Consider the following 15,982-nt stretch of genomic DNA (forward strand, 5'->3'; position numbering starts at 1 on the left):
GTTCTGATGCGTTTGTCATGCTAAATGCATCCACGGTTTGATGATGGTATTTCCCCACCATCTTCCCGCGACTTTCTGCTGGGCTATCCCTGCGTTGTCTCTTCCGCCGTTTGACTACTACTTGTACTTGCTTCCATCTCAGTAGATGAGCTGGCGCTTTCAATAGTTAACCGAACCTCCGGGGTGATCAAATCACCGAGGATGTTGTAGATTGTCACGATATCGCCTTGCGCCGCTTCCGCACTGTCGGTGATATACCCTTCTGTACGTAAGGTCGCTACCAGCGTTGAGAACACCGCTTTATCAAAGAATTCCGGCGCGTTGATACCGTGCAGGACGGACAAGCGCTGTGCCATGTTTCGGCTTTCTTTCTCCAACGTCCCACGGTTGATTTCTGGATTTGCGCACAGCAACGACAGCGTAATCGCATAACGTTGCAGCGTTTCACGCACGCCTGCCGATAGCAGTTGTAGCGTACGGATACGTGGCGGGTTAATCGCCAATTGACCATCACGGCTACACAGTAATTCTTGTCGAGTCAGCTCATTCGCTAGCGTTTCCAGTACTCTTGGCAATTGCTCATTGGAATAGTGTAGGAACAGCTCGGCTTGCAGCAGCGGATAGATCAGCGTGATTTGTCGCACGACTTCGGCAAGTGTAATCCGACGATGATGGATGACGATGCTGGCGATCAGCGACGGTAATATCAACAGGTGCTGGATATTATTGCGGTAATACGTCATCAGAACAGCCTGCTCGCGCGGCAGAATGATGATGTCACCAATACTGTCCTTCTCCACTTCGAACTTGTTCATGCCCAGCGCGTGTTCCAGTAGTTCATCCGCAGTCTTCTTGGGCGCTGTAATATCTTTGTGGTAAGGAACCTGACGCAGCAGTTGCAGGTAGCAATCCAACTGTTCGTGCATTTGTTCACGTGTGAGCGAACGCTGGCGTGATGCTAATAGGGCAGTGGAACACAGGTTCATCGCGTTTGCTGCCGCAGAATTATTGATGCGCACCATGATATCCATAGAGATATCCTGCACCGTCGGTGTTAGCCAGCTTGGACGCTGCGCCTCGATGGGATCAATCGCGTCACGCCATTGCGGTACATGTTGATTCAGATAGGTTGTTAGCGGGAGCGGTTCGCCGAAGTTCACGTACCCCTGACCCAGATTACGTAGCTTACGTAAACCACGCACCATCTGCATAAAGCCTTCTTTTTCCTTCACCGCGCCGCGCAACTCTTTCGCATAGGTGCCGACTTCCATCACATGCTCGTAACCGACATAAATCGGCACCAACGTGATAGGGCGCGTGCCGCCTCTGAGCATGGCCTGAATGGTCATGGCTAGCGTGCCGGTTTTGGGATCCAGAAGACGCCCTGTACGTGAACGCCCGCCTTCCATGAAGTATTCAACCGAATAACCACGGGCAAACAGCTCGCCCAGATATTCGCGGAAAATCGTGGAATAGAGCTTGTTGCCCTTGAAGGTTCGGCGAATAAAGAACGCGCCAAGACGGCGGAAGATGGGTCCCGCCGGCCAGAAATTAAGATTGATACCTGCGGCGATGTGCGGCGGTACTAAGCCTTGATGGTACAGGACGTAGGAGAGCAGCAGGTAATCCATATGGCTGCGGTGGCAGGGCACATAGACAATGCCGTGGCCATCCTGCGCCAACTGACGAACGCGTTCGGCGTTATGGACGTTAATCCCCTGATAAAGGCGGTTCCATGTCCAGCTTAATACGCGATCAGACAGACGCACGGCCTCGTAGGAGAAGTCAGCGGCGATTTCTTCCATGAGCGCAATGGCGTTTTGCTGCGCTTTCTCATGAGAAATTTTCTTACTGCGAGCCTCATCATCTACCGCTTTCTTGATCGCTTTGGAGTCCAGCAGCTTGTTAAACAGTTCCTGACGCACCGGTAAGCGTGGGCCAACTGCTGCCAAGCGCTGGCGAGAGAAGTGCATACGCGCGACACGTGCTAGTTTGTGGGCTATGGTTTTGTCAGTGCCATGCTCGGTCGCCATATAGCGCAGCGACACTGGGCTTGAGAAGCGGACAAAACTGTCACGGCCTAGCCACAGAACGGCGAAGAATTTCTCAATGCCGTTGAGCAATCGCAGGTGTGGTGCAGCCTGAGTGTGACCTTCCCGACCAGGGGATCGCCCAAACATCACGGAAACTGGCACCATCTGTACGTCTAAATCTGGATTGGCGCGATGCAGGTCCAGATAATCGTGGAACAGCTTGACGGATTTCTGCTTGGGAACGTAATAACGGAAGACGCGCGGCCCGTCATTAATAAAGACGTGGCTAGGGAGTTCTACGCCATTGAATTCGAACGATTGCGAGGGGTCGGGTAAGCCCAATGCCAGACATTTCGCACGTAGCGTCAAGAGATCCGCCTGAGAGTTATAAGGCAGAACATAGAGTATAGGACGTGAGGGATCTAACCCCAACTCGACCACTGGATCTGCGGGAATAACTTTGCTTTTCACCAGCAGTTTCAGCGGGAGATTCAATAATTTATAGTAAATTTTACGCCAACCTGACATAACAACTTGGAGCCTCTTGTTAGCAATTCGCCGCAAGGATACCAGAAACTGCGTCGGAGATCTGTGGTGATGAGACAACGCAGGTAGGTTAAAATGCGAATTATGTAGAGTAAAAATAACGGAGGATAAATGAATAAAGCAACGGGGATGACCCGGATTATTAAAGCTACCGGTTATTCCTTTAAGGGGTTGCAGCAGGCGTGGCAGCATGAGGCCGCATTTCGTCAGGAAACCATATTGACGATTGTCGGCGTTATTATTGCGTGTTTACTGCCGGTTACGCTGGTCGAGAAACTGCTGCTGATTGGGTCTGTGGTATTGATTATGTTGTTTGAACTGGCCAACAGCGCTATTGAAGCCGTCGTCGACCGCATTGGCCTTGAACACCACGAATTATCCGGTCGGGCGAAAGATATTGGGTCGGCGGCCGTCTTTGTTGCCATCTTGTTAGCCGCTGTCGTATGGGGCAGCATCCTCTGGCAACATTTTGCCTGATGGCGCGCATAAACGAATAAAAGTCAGGGGCTTTGCCTATATCCCGATTCCCAATTGTGCGTTACCTGTATATACTCACAGCAAGACTGTATAAACAACCAGGGGGCGGAATGAAAGTATTAACAGCAAGGCAGCAGCAGGTTTATGACTTGATCCGCGATCATATTGCGCACTCCGGAATGCCGCCAACACGCGCGGAAATTGCTCAGCAGCTGGGATTTCGCTCTCCGAATGCGGCTGAAGAACATCTGAAAGCGCTGGCGCGTAAAGGCGTGATTGAAATTGTGTCGGGCGCTTCTCGTGGTATTCGTCTGTTAATGGAAGAAGAAACGGGTATTCCTCTGGTTGGCCGCGTAGCGGCTGGTGAACCTCTGCTGGCACAGGAACATATCGAATGCCGCTATCAGGTTGACCCTGCGATGTTTAAACCTAGCGCTGATTTCTTGCTGCGAGTCAGTGGTATGTCGATGAAAAATATCGGTATTATGGATGGCGATTTGCTGGCCGTACATAAAACAGAAGACGTGCGTAACGGGCAGATTGTGGTGGCACGTATTGACGATGAAGTGACAGTTAAACGACTGAAAAAACAAGGTAATACTGTGCATCTTCTCGCTGAAAATGAAGAGTTCGCTCCCATCGTTGTCGACCTGCGTCAGCAAAGTTTTTCGATAGAAGGCTTAGCGGTTGGCGTTATTCGTAACAGCGACTGGAGCTAATCGTCCGCACTGATGCACTGCTTGCCTATCTGGATCAGTGCATCATGTTCCGTGTGTTAATTCGCTAGTAATATATATTTAGTTACATTTGGCGTGTGTTTTCTACGACTCCCATTACCCCCTGTTTTTTCACTGCTTTTTTGCGGTGATTTCCCCTTTCTTTGTGCCATTCTAGTTACAGATACTTGGTTTTTTATTTTTAGTGAAATATTCGACTATAATTTCCACCAAGGTAAGCATTTTTATCTTGATTGGTCGTTTGGCGATTGATCATTAGCCACCACATTTAGGTCAGCCCAGTAATCAAGGGAGACAGTGGCGAAGAGCACCGTGGTGGCTCACATATTTATGATGCTGCTTACTGAATAATCTTATTTATCTGAAACTGACGCATAAGTCGGTAGTTACGATTTTTTTATGCGCAATGCACCTAAGGTATGGAGATTCTTATGAATAAAGACCAAGCCAGCGGTAACTGGAAACAGTTTAAAGGTAAAGCGAAAGAGCAATGGGGCAAATTAACTGATGACGATCTGACGGTCATTGAAGGTAAACGTGACCAACTGGTGGGTAGGATCCAGGAGCGTTACGGGTACGAAAAGGAAGCGGCGGAGAAAGAAGTGAAACACTGGGAAGATCACCACAAATATCACTGGTAGCAAACGCGATATCTCCCCGTAGAAAAGAAACGATAGCCTCTCAGGGCTATCGTTTTTTAATGGGAACGGTGTGGTCGTGATCGCAATGATCCGGTTGCTCGCATGTCGCCACTTCCTGACAGCCGCCACACAACCCGTGTGCTTCCACAACGCTGTGACGCAGTGTGAATCCCGATTGCTGCGCGAGGCTGCGTAGCGTTTCTTCCACACCTTCGGTTTGACGTTCCGTGACCTGTCCGCAGCGATCGCAGATGAAAAGGGCAGACGTATGGCTGTGGTCTTCGATGTGGTGACACAGCACGTAGCTGTTGTTTGATTCGACTCGATGAATGAAGCCTTGTTCCAGCAGAAAATCCAGCGCGCGATAGACGGTCGGTGGTTTAGCCTGAGGCTCAGAAACTCGCAGCAGATCCAGCAGATCATAAGCGCTGATAGCACCGGACTGCTGTGCCATAAGGCGTAAAACCTCTAACCGCTGTGGAGTTAGGCGCACAGCGCGCTGCTGACAAATCTGTTCAGCCTGGGCAAGAAGTTTGTCCTGATTGGTTGAATCCATTGTCATATCACCCTGACGCATTGAGGAACAAGGCGGATAGCTTACCACGACTGAGTAAAAACGCCGAGTGAGTGGCGTTTTCCTGCGAATACAACGGACAGAGGAACTACACGACCAGATCGATGAGCAGTGCCCGCAACGGTGATTCTGCCTGGAGCGTCAACGTCGTTTCTTCCTTGATGAAGGCTCCGTCACCACAGTGTAATGTTTCACTGTGCTGGCTGCCTTTCACTGCCATTGAACCGTGGATCAGCTGGAGGTAAGCCTGATTTCCCTGTAGGGCGATCGTGCTTTGCTCATTCGGCTGGAGATCGACATGATGGATCCAGACCTGCTGGCGCAGTTGCAGACTATCCTGCTCGCCTTCCGGTGAGGCAAGCAGCGTGTGGCTTGATGAACTCAGCCCCATGCGCTGCAGCGGGCTGTTTTCTCGGGTCTGGCAAGCATTCAGCCATAATTGCAGACGTGTCAGTGGCTTACTGGCATTGGTGTTATGTTCGCTATAGCTGACGTTCGGTTGAGTGGCGAGCAATAGCACATCTCCAGCTTTAGCCTGAATGTGGCAGCCGTTGCTGTCGCGGTATTCCGCTTCGCCCTGAAGAATAATATTCAGGATATCTACACGTGGGTAGGTTCGAGGCTGGAATGAGGCTCCCGGCGCTAACACTTCCTGATTGAGCACGCGAAGAGAAGCGTAGCCCAGTAACTGTGGGTCAAAATAGTGACCGAAAGAGAATGTATAGCGTGCCTGCAACCAGCCATAGTCGGCTTGACCGCATTGCCCTGCTGCTCTTCGTGTGATCATAATTTTTATCCCCAGAGAATTATTTATTAAACTGATAGTAATTGTGTGGACGTTGGATTGTTAGCTAGTTAATCTGGTCGGTATATTCAAAATTCCTGAATGAGTATGAAGATGGCGAGAGAACGAGCATTGACGCTGGAAGCCTTGAGGGTGATGGATGCGATCGATCGTCGTGGCAGCTTTGCCGCTGCGGCAGACGAGTTGGGTAGGGTGCCTTCGGCACTGAGCTACACCATGCAGAAACTGGAAGATGAGCTGGATGTAGTATTGTTTGATCGTTCCGGACATCGTACGAAATTCACGAATGTCGGACGAATGTTGTTGGAACGTGGACGTATCCTGCTGGAAGCCGCAGATAAACTCACCACGGATGCGGAAGCACTGGCACGTGGTTGGGAAACGCACCTGACGATTGTGACAGAAGCTCTGATTCCGACTCAGCGGATTTTCCCATTAATCGATAAACTGGCGCTTAAAGCGAATACGCAGGTATCGATCCTGACGGAAGTGCTGGCGGGCGCGTGGGAACGTCTTGAGCAAGGGCGCGCTGATATCGTGATTGCACCGGACATGCATTTTCGTGCGTCTTCCGAAATGAATACCCGCAAACTGTACACGATGAATAACGTTTATGTTGCCAGCCCAGAACACCCTATTCACCAAGAGCCAGAGCCGCTGTCGGATGCGATTCGTGTAAAATATCGTGGGATTGCCATGGCGGACACCGCGCGTGAGCGTCCAGTGCTGACTGTACAACTGCTGGATAAACAGCAGCGTCTGACGGTGAGTTCTCTAGATGATAAACGGCGTGCGCTGTTGGCTGGGCTAGGTGTCGCGACGATGCCATATCCTATGGTCGCGCAAGATATTGCCGAAGGACGTTTACTGGTGATTGGGCCAGAGCATCAGATGGAAAGCCAGATTATTATGGCGTGGCGGCGAGACAGCATGGGCGAAGCGAAATCCTGGTTCCTGCGTGAAATTCCAAAACTACTGAACCAGCCCTAAATCCTGCGCTTTCTGAGGCAAGGTGTGGAGCCACACCTTGCCTCAGCACTTCATGCTTTAAGTGTAAATCGACAAAACCTTAGTATAAATCGACAAACTTTTTATCACGTTGGTGAGGCTGGTTCAGATCTTGCTCTGGGCCCAGCGAAATCACCCCGTGCGGATTAATCGTGCCGTGGCTACGATAGTAGTGGTGACGAATATGCGCCATATCGACAGTTTCGGCGATGCCGGGCATCTGATAAATATCACGCAGAAAACCGAACAGATTGGGATAATCACTCAGGCGATATTTATCGCACTTAAAATGCGTGTGATAGACCGGATCGAAACGGATCAGCGTCGTCCACAGCCGCAGGTCGGCTTCGGTTAACTGCTCACCGGTCAGGTAGCGCTGTTTTGCCAGTATGGTTTCCAGATCGGATAACGCAGCGAAAACGGTGGTTGCAGATTCATCATAGGCTGACTGAGTCGTCGCAAAACCGGCTTTGTAAACGCCGTTGTTGACCTTGTCGTAAATCCAACTGTTCAATTCATCAATCTGAGTACGTAGTGCTTCTGGGTAGTAATCTCCCGCGATTGCACCTACGCCATCAAACGCGCTGTTCAGCATGCGGATGATATCGGCGGATTCGTTACTGACGACAGTGTGTTGCTCGGTGTCCCACAGGACGGGCACGGTTACCCGACCGCTGTAGTCTGGTTTGGCGTGCAGATAGAGTTGATAGAGGAATTCATGCTGATAGAGCGAATCACCCGTTGCGGCCTCAAAATCGGTACCGAACGTCCAGCCGTGATCGAGCATGAGTGGGTGAACCACTGAAACGGCGATGTGATCCTCTAACCCTTTCAACTGCCGCATTAGCAGCGTGCGATGTGCCCACGGGCAGGCGAGCGAAACATAGAGATGATAACGGCCAGACTGGGCGGGAAAGCCGCCTTTGCCGGTGAGGCCGGGTGCGCCATCGGGCGTTACCCAGTTGCGGAATGCAGATTCCGAGCGCTTAAAGTGACCGCCGGTAGATTTGGTTTCATACCAGGTATCGTGCCATACGCCGTCAACCAGTTGTCCCATAAATCCTCCCGTTAGTGAGTGATGATAAAACGACAGCAAGCCTTGTATGCTTGCCGTCGCTATTTTGAGTGTATTCGTTATTCGACTATTCAGTGTAGTACAGGCTGGAGAAGGCTCGTCTTACCACTTTTTGCCCAGCAGGCGGTCGATGCTGAATGCGCCTGGACCCGTTACAGCCAGCAGGAGGTAGCCACCAGCGATGGTCAGGTTTTTCAGGAACATCAGTTGGTTCATGCCTTCCGCAAAGTTAGAGTGGAAAAGCAGCGCGGTCAGCAGCGTAAAGCCCGCGGTGAACAGCGCGACGGTACGAGTCAGCAGTCCGAACAGAACCGCCAGACCACCACCCAGTTCCAGCAGAATGGTCAGTGGCAGCAGGAAGGTCGGTACGCCCATCGCCTGCATGTATTGTTGTGTGCCTGCATAGGCATCGCCCAATTTACCGTAACCTGCAACGATAAACAGAATCGGCATTAAGATACGAGCAACCAGCAGTGCAGTGCTTTCTAAATTTTTCATCATCTCTCCAATTAATTTTATTGTGGGCTATATCGCCCTGTTGTGTTTGTTATAGCAGGTGTTGTCTGAAAACTTGCCCCGCCATCAGGTTATGGGCAGATAGTATAGAGAGATGATTTGCGCTACCAGCGAGTATAATTGTTGTTTTATTTCAGAAAAATTGATGTTGGGTTAAATGTACAAGAACGCGCGGCAATGACGTGAGAGCGTTAGGCAAAAGTGAGATGAAAAGTGGCGTACAGGAAAGGTAGATAACCGATGCGATAGAATAGGTTACGTACGTTGGTCAAATGTTTTGCGGACGAGCCTGAATGTCCCCCACAGCCCGACGAGGCGGCGTCCCCAGCGAATCATACGGCTGGGGTGGCGTACGCCATAGAGCGCCACGAGGCTGGAGCCAACGATCCAATATTTACGCCACTGCATCAAGCTTTGCCAGCTGCGATCGTAACGGGCGGTGGTACCCAGCCAGTGTTTCTTACCTGCTGATAAATCCAGCCGCTGCTGCTGTATCCGGCGCAGTAGCTGGGTTTTTTCTCTGTCTCGTTGCTGACGCTGGTTCATTTGGGATCGTCCTCCAGCAGCGATCTGTCGGTCGCCAGCTCCTTACGCGTCGCTTTGAGCAAGGTAGAACGTCGTACCTTCAGGAGTGTCCATATGCCGCCTATCAACGCTAATCCAAGCAATGTGGCGGTAATACACCCCAGCGCAAAGAGACGATATTGCGGGTCAATGCCCCAGATGATCAGCGCAATCAGGCTCATAATGCCAAAAGCGGCAAAAAGTAGCGTCAGGCCGACCATGATCAGTAACTGAATTAGATTGGCTTTTTCTTCCTCTAATTCGATTACAGCCAGTCGAACGCGGCTTTCCACCATGCTGACAATAATGGAGATGATGCGCTGAGCAGAAGCCATGACCCCGCTCGCGGGGCCTTGTTGTGATTTATCCGTCATAGCCATCCGCTAATTAGCGACGAGACAGTAGGACGCCAAGCACGACACCGACTGCTGCGCCAATGCCGACACCGGTCCACGGGTTCTGACGTACATAATCGTCGGCAGATTCAACCGCTTCTTTGGTTTGCGAAGCGATGCGCTCACCGGTATCGCTCAGGCGGCTGCGAGTTTCTTTCAGCGCGCTTTCTGCCTTATTGCGCAGTTTGTCGAGTTCCGCTTTAGATTTGTCGCTGGAGGTGCTTAATACTTCTTCCAGCGTGTCCGCCAGTGATTTCAATTCGGCGCGTAGGTACTCGGAATTTTGATCTTTAGCCATATTAATAACCCTTCATGTTATAAACCTGAACGTTAACTATAGCTGAAGCTGAGATTTATGCTGCCCTAAACGGGTACGGACAATTCTGATAACTCGCTGTAAATTTTAGTGATTTGGTTTTTGAATACAAAATGAACAGTTATTGTGTGTTTTGTATGGACAATGTTTTATAGGAGCCGTGTGGTGATGGGTTATTGCGACGCGCCACTTTCCGCTGCACGTAATTCCTGCTCGGCTTCAGCTAACTTTCTTTCGCGTTTGAGGATCTTCTCTGCGTCATCCCGTTTCTGGCGACTTTCGCTCAGTTCCTGCTGCCGTTCAGCGACGTCTTTGCGTTTTTCCGCAATGGCTTCCTGACGTTTCTCTGCTAGTCCGGCATCCGTACAGTGGTTTTTTACACCATCCAACGCCTTTTCTAACCCATTGATGCGGTTCTGGTTGCCGTGCTTGTGTGCTTCATCGATTTGGCGCTGAATATCCTGTGCTTTTTGTTGACAGGTTTCCACCTGATCGGCGGTATTAGCAAGAGTATGACCGGAAAGCAGGACAGATAATGCGATAACGGATGGAGACAGTTTCATATTCGTCACCCCAGTTTTGATTGTTTTTGTGTCAGTTTCTGCTGCCAAAACGGTGTCGGGCTTGTCGCCTGCTGCGCGGTAATCGTGACTTTAGGCAGAGACAAACGGAGGACGTCTCTGGCAGCGATACTCTGTTCCGGCGAAGCAAGACGAACGATCAGGCTATCTTGCTCTGGCGTAATGCTTTTGATCGCAATCCCTTTTTCATTGAGACGCTGATACACGTAAAAGCCATCTGGCAATGCCGCACCATCATAAGGCTTGATGTGTAGCATAGCATCGTCTTGGGAGTGACGTTGCGGCTGAGACTGCGTCAATGCAATAATCGGCAAGGCAAGCAATAGCAATATGCGGCCTATTTTCCTGGGGGATAACGTGAGGGATAACCAGCGGATTGACACGGTTAGCTCCCTTTTTCTGCATTATTTGCGTTAGTGTCGCGTTTTTTACGCCAGAGTACAAAGAGCGATCCAAACAGGCCGACAAACAGCAGTACCAGTGGCAGCATCATAAGGCAGAGCATGAGTTCGTCTTCATATTTCAGGAAGATTGTCGTTTTTCCTAAAGCGAAGCCCAGCGTAACTAGAATAAATACCCACAGGAACCCGCTCATCCAGTTAAAGAACTGAAAACGTGCGTTATTCAGGCCTGACAAACCTGCAATGGTGGGTAATAGCGTTCGGACAAAAGCCAGAAAGCGGCCAACTAAAAGCGCGGACAAACCATGACGGTGGAAGAGCTGGTGGGCACGTTGGTGATAGTGTGCGGGTAAATGTGATAGCCAGCCCTGAACAATTCCCGTATTGCCAAGCCATTTCCCTTGGATATAGCTTGCCCAGCAGCCGAGGCTAGCGGCCGTCGTCAGTAGAAATATCGTAAAAGGGTAATTCATTGTGCCTTTGGCGACGAGAACGCCGACCAAAATGAGCAGGCTATCGCCGGGCAAGAAAGCGGCTGGGAGCAGGCCATTTTCCAGAAAGATAATCAGAAACAATAATATATAGATGGTCCACACCAGCTTTGGGTCGGCTAAAATATCGAAATCCTGATGCCAGAGTGCGTTTAACAGTTCTTTGATTAATTCCATCCGGTATTCCTAATACTGCTGTTGCATTTTAGCCTTGGCGACGATCACGCTTCTAGACATAACAAGAGTGAATAGTGTTATCAGGGCACAGGATTATGATTTTTTGATGATCTCTGTTTTTTCCGCCCGATAGTGGCGCTGGTGTCTGACTTGATGCTCGCTTTTCGCTGCGAACCCGATAAACAGGCAGCTTAGGGATTGTTTGGTCTTGGCAGACTTTGCATCCAAAGCGGCGGATTAAGCGTAAGAAAGACGCGTTAACTGTAACAAAATAGGTGTTGCTGAGACAGAAAAATATTACGACAACTTGGGCGGTTTAGGGGGATTTTTCGAGGAAGAGTTGGGATTTCTGCGATATTTTACACTCGCTGACAGAAATCAACGTTTTCTGACCTTTTTCCTCTGGTGCCAAAATTTCCCCCTTCGCTCAAAACGAGGGGGAAGATGCACATCTTAGGACTTGCCAGTGTGTATTTGGTCGAGATGAACGACTGGGTTTTCGGCGAACATATAGCGATCGACGTTAAACTCGAAATCATCTGTCGTAGCGCGAAACAGCATCTGTTTGGTGTTTTCCAGATGTTGCCACATTGCCAGTTTTGCAGCGTAAGGATCTTTGCGAATCAGCGCCTTAAGGATGCGGTCATGCTCTTCGCACCAGCTTTCAATGGACTTGTCGTCAATGTGCTCATGCAGTTTGCGCCAGTAGGGGTTGTGAATCCGTTGGCTCCACATTTTCTCGACGATAGTTGCCATTGCTGAATTTTGCGTTGCGAGCGCGACCTGAACGTGGAATTTGAGATCCCACTGAGAATCACGGAAGCGATCTTCCTGACGCGCATATTCCTGAATTTCCATCAGTTGGACGATGTCCTGACGGGTTACCTGCGTGGCAGCAAATTCAGCAATATTGCTTTCAATGAGTTGGCGTGCCTGAAGCAGCTCAAACGGACCAGCTGCGACGAATTCGATATCACCGCTATTAATGAACGTGTTCTTCTGCTGGTTGGAAATAACGTGGATGCCTGAACCCTTGCGGACTTCAACGTACCCTTCGACTTCCAGCATAATGATGGCTTCACGCACCACGGTGCGACTGACGTTCATTTCTTCAGCAATATAACGTTCTGCCGGTAATTTTTCGCCGACCTGATACATACCGCTTTCGATACGCTGTTTTAATTCTGCGGCTAACTGCTGGTATAGCCGTCGGGGTTCAGTGAGTGCCATGATGATGTCTACTCTCGATAGATGACGGTCCATGTGCCACGTCAGGGCCTGAGGGTCTATCTCGTTAATCTTTGAGGGATGATTTGTTATACCACTTAATAATAGCAGCAACCAATGTCGTGGTCACAGTTATTGCAGTGTGTTACTGGGGAGGTGGCTCACCCGGTAGCAGATCATACCGGATGAGCCAGGATAATGCAGGAATTATCAGTGCTCGTTGGCTTCTTTCAATGTTTCAGCCGCTGCAGCGACTTCTGAGGCGGGTTGGTTTTTCAACACTGTCCAGATCACGACCGCGCCTAATAGATCAAAGACCGCCAGTGCAGCAAACAGCGGGCTGAAGCCCATGGTATCAGCCAGTGCGCCTACAACCAGTGCAAACATAGTACTTGCCATCCAGGCAGCCATACCTGTTAAGCCGTTCGCCGTGGCGACTTCATTACGGCCAAACACATCGGATGACAGGGTAATCAGTGCGCCGGACAGCGACTGGTGCGCGAAACCACCCACACACAGCAGTGCAATGGCGACATAAGGGCTGGAGAACAGCCCGATCATCCCCGGAGCAATCATCAGTACCGCACCCATAGTGACAACCAGTTTGCGAGAAACGATCAGGTTCACTTTGAAATGCTTCTGGAACAGCATTGGCAGGTAACCACCCAAGATACAGCCGATATCGGCGAACAGCATTGGCATCCAGGCGAACATGGCGATTTCTTTCAGGTTAAAGCCGTAGGCTTTAAACATGAACAGCGGGATCCACGCGTTGAAGGTTCCCCACGCTGGCTCAGCCAGGAAACGTGGCAGCGCGATACCCCAGAATTGGCGGTTATGCAGAATCTGCCAGGCAGACATTTTCTTTGCGTTATTGGTTTGGTGCTGTGCTTCTTGCCCGCTAAGAATGTAGTCGCGCTCTTCGTCGCTGAGTTTTTTCTGATCTTTCGGGTGTTTATAGAAAATGAGCCAGCAGATGGCCCAGACCATGCTTAATGCACCGGTAATGATAAAGGCCATTTCCCAGCTGTGCGCCACAATGGCCCACACCACCAGCGGCGGAGCGATCATCGCGCCGATGGATGACCCCACGTTGAAGTAGCCGACGGCGACTGAACGCTCTTTTGCCGGGAACCACTCACTGCTGGCTTTCAGGCCAGCAGGAATCATTGCCGCTTCCGCCATGCCGACCGCACCGCGGGCGATAGCCAGACCACCCCAACTGTTTGCCAATGCGGTGCCCATGCAACAGATAGCCCACATAATGGCAAACATGGCATAGCCGATTTTTGTGCCAAGCAAATCCAGTACATAGCCGGCGATGGGCTGCATAATGGTATAACAAGCTGAGTAGGCAGCAACGATGTAAGAATACTGCTGTGTGGTGATGTGCAATTGATCTTGTAGCGTCGGTGCGGCGACAGAAATTGCATTACGCGTCAGATATCCCAGCACGGTGCCAATTGTCACCAGGCCGATCATATACCAGCGTAATCCTTTGATTTTACGCATTTAACTTTCTCTCCGAGTCAATAAAAAACACGGTGATGGCTCTTGAGTAGCGTCACGGTGTGATGTGTCTTATATGTAGTGCGACACGTTTTTTTGTTGTGCCTGGCAGGAAAACCCTTCTCTTTATGAGATAGCGATTGAATCCCTGCTTAAGGCAGCGCTACAATAATTTGTCATACAACTTTAAAAGTTGAGTGATATCACAAAACCATTATTTTTATGCGGAATAACGAATTCCTCGTTTAAACCGAGAGAGTAGGGCGGTATAACGCCTTAAATGCTGCGTTATTGTACTGCTTGTTAGATTTTTGCGATCATGACCTCACAAATCCTGTGAGATATTGCGCATAATTGGTGTGATATCTTTTAACGACCAACCCATTTGGTGCACAAGAAGCACGGTAAGGAAGAAAACATGCCCCAGTTTCTGAGTGAAGATTTTCTGTTAGATACTGAATTTGCCCGTCGCCTTTATCATGAGTATGCCGTCGACCAACCCATATTTGATTACCACTGTCATTTACCGCCTGAGCAGATCGCGGAAAACTATCGTTTCAAAAATTTGTATGACATCTGGTTGAAAGGCGATCACTACAAATGGCGGGCGATGCGTACCAACGGCGTGCCTGAGCGCTTGTGTACGGGCGATGCCAGCGATTGGGAAAAATTTGAAGCCTGGGCTGCAACCGTGCCGCACACCATCGGCAACCCGCTTTACCACTGGACACATCTGGAACTACGCCGTCCGTTCGGCGTGACTGGTACGCTGCTGTCGCCGAGCACGGCAAAAGACATCTGGGATCGTTGTAATGCCATGCTGGAACGCGATGACTTTACTGCGCGTGGCATCATGCAGCAGATGAACGTGAAAATGGTCGGTACGACAGACGATCCGATTGACGATCTGCGCCACCATAAAGCCGTTGCTCAGGATTCCAGTTTTTCTATCAAAGTGTTGCCGAGCTGGCGCCCAGATAAAGCGTTCAACATTGAGCAGGCAACCTTTAATGACTATATGGCGAAGTTGGGTGAAGTCTCCGATACCGACATTCGTCGCTTCAGCGATCTGCAAACAGCGCTGACCAAGCGTCTGGATCACTTCGCGGCGCACGGCTGTAAAGTGTCTGACCACGCGCTGGATGTGGTGATGTTTGCCGAAGCGGATGACGCAACGCTGGACAAAATTCTGGCGCGTCGCCTTGCTGGCGAAACGCTGAGCGAACATGAAGTAGCACAGTTCAAGACTGGTGTTCTGGTTTGGTTGGGGGCGGAATACGCGCGTCGCGGCTGGGTTCAGCAGTATCACATTGGCGCACTGCGCAACAATAATCTGCGTCAGTTCAAGCTGCTGGGGCCGGATGTGGGCTTCGACTCCATCAACGACCGTCCGCTAGCTCAGGAACTGTCTCGCCTGCTCAGCAAGCAGAATGAAGAAAATCTGCTGCCGAAAACCATCCTTTACTGCCTGAACCCGCGCGATAACGAAGTGCTCGGCACGATGATCGGCAACTTCCAGGGTGAAGGTATGCCGGGCAAGATGCAGTTCGGTTCCGGCTGGTGGTTCAACGATCAGAAAGATGGCATGCAACGCCAGATGACCCAGCTAGCGCAGCTTGGTTTGCTGAGCCGCTTTGTCGGTATGCTGACCGATAGCCGCAGCTTCCTGTCTTATACCCGCCATGAATATTTCCGCCGCATTCTGTGCCAGATGATTGGCCGCTGGGTGGAGGATGGCGAAGCGCCAGCCGATCTGCCGTTGCTGGGCGAAATGGTGAAAAACATCAGTTTCGATAACGCTAAAAACTATTTTGCTATCGAGCTGTAATTCCACCGCGTTGTAGGGTGTGAATTGCGCGAGAGGCGCGGTAGTAAGATTCCTAAAGGGGCTTACACCGCGGCTCTCGAT

The 15,982-nt window shown here is 50.5% G+C and carries 18 protein-coding genes; 5 read left to right on the plus strand and 13 right to left on the minus strand.

What is annotated here, in order from left to right:
• Nucleotides 1-83: 83 nt before the first annotated feature.
• Complete coding sequence (locus tag DCX48_16220; GenBank protein ID QXE15935.1) at nt 84-2,561, minus strand: glycerol-3-phosphate 1-O-acyltransferase; 2,478 nt, start codon at nt 2,559-2,561, stop codon at nt 84-86.
• A 129-nt stretch (nt 2,562-2,690) separates the two neighbouring features.
• Here DCX48_16220 and DCX48_16225 point away from each other — a divergent pair, with 129 nt between their 5' ends.
• The 3 genes from DCX48_16225 to DCX48_16235 all read left to right on the plus strand — a co-directional run bounded on the left by DCX48_16225 (nt 2,691) and on the right by DCX48_16235 (nt 4,434).
• A complete protein-coding gene (locus DCX48_16225; GenBank protein QXE15936.1) occupies nt 2,691-3,056 on the plus strand; it encodes a diacylglycerol kinase in 366 nt (121 codons plus the stop codon).
• 110 nt (nt 3,057-3,166) lie between these two features.
• A complete protein-coding gene (lexA, locus tag DCX48_16230) occupies nt 3,167-3,775 on the plus strand; it encodes a repressor LexA (protein QXE15937.1) in 609 nt (202 codons plus the stop codon).
• 449 nt (nt 3,776-4,224) lie between these two features.
• Nucleotides 4,225-4,434: a CsbD family protein gene (locus DCX48_16235; GenBank protein ID QXE15938.1), complete on the plus strand. Its 210-nt coding sequence runs from the start codon at nt 4,225-4,227 to the stop codon at nt 4,432-4,434.
• Nucleotides 4,435-4,480: 46 nt separating this feature from the next.
• Here DCX48_16235 and zur read toward each other — a convergent pair whose 3' ends face one another.
• Both zur and DCX48_16245 read right to left on the minus strand, forming a co-directional pair.
• On the minus strand, nt 4,481-4,990 hold the full coding sequence (gene zur / locus DCX48_16240) for a zinc uptake transcriptional repressor Zur (protein ID QXE15939.1): 510 nt from the start codon (nt 4,988-4,990) through the stop codon (nt 4,481-4,483).
• Between the two features lie 106 nt (nt 4,991-5,096).
• Nucleotides 5,097-5,795, minus strand: a complete 699-nt coding sequence (locus DCX48_16245) for a pirin family protein (GenBank protein QXE15940.1) — start codon at nt 5,793-5,795, stop codon at nt 5,097-5,099.
• A 111-nt stretch (nt 5,796-5,906) separates the two neighbouring features.
• Between DCX48_16245 and DCX48_16250 the strand changes: the two genes are divergently transcribed.
• Nucleotides 5,907-6,803 (plus strand): LysR family transcriptional regulator, encoded by an 897-nt coding sequence (locus DCX48_16250; protein QXE15941.1) that lies wholly within the window; start codon nt 5,907-5,909, stop codon nt 6,801-6,803.
• A gap of 79 nt (nt 6,804-6,882) precedes the next feature.
• On the opposite strand, the gene DCX48_16255 is transcribed toward DCX48_16250, so the two are convergent.
• From DCX48_16255 to DCX48_16300, 10 genes are all read right to left on the minus strand, one after another.
• A complete protein-coding gene (locus tag DCX48_16255) occupies nt 6,883-7,878 on the minus strand; it encodes a glutathione S-transferase family protein (GenBank protein QXE15942.1) in 996 nt (331 codons plus the stop codon).
• Nucleotides 7,879-7,998: 120 nt separating this feature from the next.
• Nucleotides 7,999-8,394 (minus strand): DoxX family protein, encoded by a 396-nt coding sequence (locus DCX48_16260; protein QXE17274.1) that lies wholly within the window; start codon nt 8,392-8,394, stop codon nt 7,999-8,001.
• A gap of 273 nt (nt 8,395-8,667) precedes the next feature.
• Nucleotides 8,668-8,958 carry a cell division protein FtsH gene (locus tag DCX48_16265; protein QXE15943.1) on the minus strand — a complete coding sequence of 97 codons (291 nt, stop codon included), beginning with the start codon at nt 8,956-8,958 and terminating at the stop codon, nt 8,668-8,670.
• Complete coding sequence (locus tag DCX48_16270; GenBank protein ID QXE15944.1) at nt 8,955-9,350, minus strand: hypothetical protein; 396 nt, start codon at nt 9,348-9,350, stop codon at nt 8,955-8,957. Before DCX48_16270 ends, DCX48_16265 begins: the two co-directional genes overlap by 4 nt.
• A 13-nt stretch (nt 9,351-9,363) precedes the next feature.
• Nucleotides 9,364-9,669, minus strand: a complete 306-nt coding sequence (locus DCX48_16275; protein ID QXE15945.1) for a DUF883 domain-containing protein — start codon at nt 9,667-9,669, stop codon at nt 9,364-9,366.
• Between the two features lie 191 nt (nt 9,670-9,860).
• Nucleotides 9,861-10,250, minus strand: a complete 390-nt coding sequence (locus DCX48_16280; GenBank protein QXE15946.1) for a DUF1090 domain-containing protein — start codon at nt 10,248-10,250, stop codon at nt 9,861-9,863.
• Between the two features lie 5 nt (nt 10,251-10,255).
• Nucleotides 10,256-10,651 (minus strand): EnvZ/OmpR regulon moderator MzrA, encoded by a 396-nt coding sequence (mzrA, locus tag DCX48_16285; GenBank protein ID QXE15947.1) that lies wholly within the window; start codon nt 10,649-10,651, stop codon nt 10,256-10,258.
• A gap of 2 nt (nt 10,652-10,653) precedes the next feature.
• Entirely contained in the window at nt 10,654-11,337 is a 684-nt protein-coding gene (locus DCX48_16290; GenBank protein ID QXE15948.1) for a DedA family protein, read from the minus strand.
• Between the two features lie 453 nt (nt 11,338-11,790).
• Nucleotides 11,791-12,567, minus strand: a complete 777-nt coding sequence (exuR, locus tag DCX48_16295) for a transcriptional regulator ExuR (GenBank protein ID QXE15949.1) — start codon at nt 12,565-12,567, stop codon at nt 11,791-11,793.
• Between the two features lie 207 nt (nt 12,568-12,774).
• On the minus strand, nt 12,775-14,076 hold the full coding sequence (locus tag DCX48_16300) for an MFS transporter (protein ID QXE15950.1): 1,302 nt from the start codon (nt 14,074-14,076) through the stop codon (nt 12,775-12,777).
• 415 nt (nt 14,077-14,491) lie between these two features.
• On the opposite strand from DCX48_16300, the gene uxaC reads away from it, so the two are divergent.
• On the plus strand, nt 14,492-15,901 hold the full coding sequence (gene uxaC / locus DCX48_16305; protein ID QXE15951.1) for a glucuronate isomerase: 1,410 nt from the start codon (nt 14,492-14,494) through the stop codon (nt 15,899-15,901).
• The last annotated feature ends 81 nt before the right edge of the window (nt 15,902-15,982 follow it).

Origin of the sequence: Pectobacterium atrosepticum (assembly GCA_019056595.1) — a bacterium.
GTDB classification, from domain to species: domain Bacteria; phylum Pseudomonadota; class Gammaproteobacteria; order Enterobacterales; family Enterobacteriaceae; genus Pectobacterium; species Pectobacterium atrosepticum.

Bases quoted from the DNA above. Each gene is read 5' to 3' on its own strand.
- DCX48_16245 (QXE15940.1), bottom strand. From the start codon at position 5,795: ATGATCACACGAAGAGCAGCAGGGCAATGCGGTCAAGCCGACTATGGC.
- lexA (QXE15937.1), top strand. From the start codon at position 3,167: ATGAAAGTATTAACAGCAAGGCAGCAGCAGGTTTATGACTTGATCCGC.
- DCX48_16280 (QXE15946.1), bottom strand. From the start codon at position 10,250: ATGAAACTGTCTCCATCCGTTATCGCATTATCTGTCCTGCTTTCCGGT.
- DCX48_16220 (QXE15935.1), bottom strand. From the start codon at position 2,561: ATGTCAGGTTGGCGTAAAATTTACTATAAATTATTGAATCTCCCGCTG.
- DCX48_16300 (QXE15950.1), bottom strand. From the start codon at position 14,076: ATGCGTAAAATCAAAGGATTACGCTGGTATATGATCGGCCTGGTGACA.
- DCX48_16235 (QXE15938.1), top strand. From the start codon at position 4,225: ATGAATAAAGACCAAGCCAGCGGTAACTGGAAACAGTTTAAAGGTAAA.
- DCX48_16255 (QXE15942.1), bottom strand. From the start codon at position 7,878: ATGGGACAACTGGTTGACGGCGTATGGCACGATACCTGGTATGAAACC.
- DCX48_16270 (QXE15944.1), bottom strand. From the start codon at position 9,350: ATGACGGATAAATCACAACAAGGCCCCGCGAGCGGGGTCATGGCTTCT.
- exuR (QXE15949.1), bottom strand. From the start codon at position 12,567: ATGGCACTCACTGAACCCCGACGGCTATACCAGCAGTTAGCCGCAGAA.
- DCX48_16260 (QXE17274.1), bottom strand. From the start codon at position 8,394: ATGAAAAATTTAGAAAGCACTGCACTGCTGGTTGCTCGTATCTTAATG.
- DCX48_16290 (QXE15948.1), bottom strand. From the start codon at position 11,337: ATGGAATTAATCAAAGAACTGTTAAACGCACTCTGGCATCAGGATTTC.
- DCX48_16225 (QXE15936.1), top strand. From the start codon at position 2,691: ATGAATAAAGCAACGGGGATGACCCGGATTATTAAAGCTACCGGTTAT.
- zur (QXE15939.1), bottom strand. From the start codon at position 4,990: ATGGATTCAACCAATCAGGACAAACTTCTTGCCCAGGCTGAACAGATT.
- uxaC (QXE15951.1), top strand. From the start codon at position 14,492: ATGCCCCAGTTTCTGAGTGAAGATTTTCTGTTAGATACTGAATTTGCC.
- DCX48_16250 (QXE15941.1), top strand. From the start codon at position 5,907: ATGGCGAGAGAACGAGCATTGACGCTGGAAGCCTTGAGGGTGATGGAT.
- DCX48_16275 (QXE15945.1), bottom strand. From the start codon at position 9,669: ATGGCTAAAGATCAAAATTCCGAGTACCTACGCGCCGAATTGAAATCA.
- DCX48_16265 (QXE15943.1), bottom strand. From the start codon at position 8,958: ATGAACCAGCGTCAGCAACGAGACAGAGAAAAAACCCAGCTACTGCGC.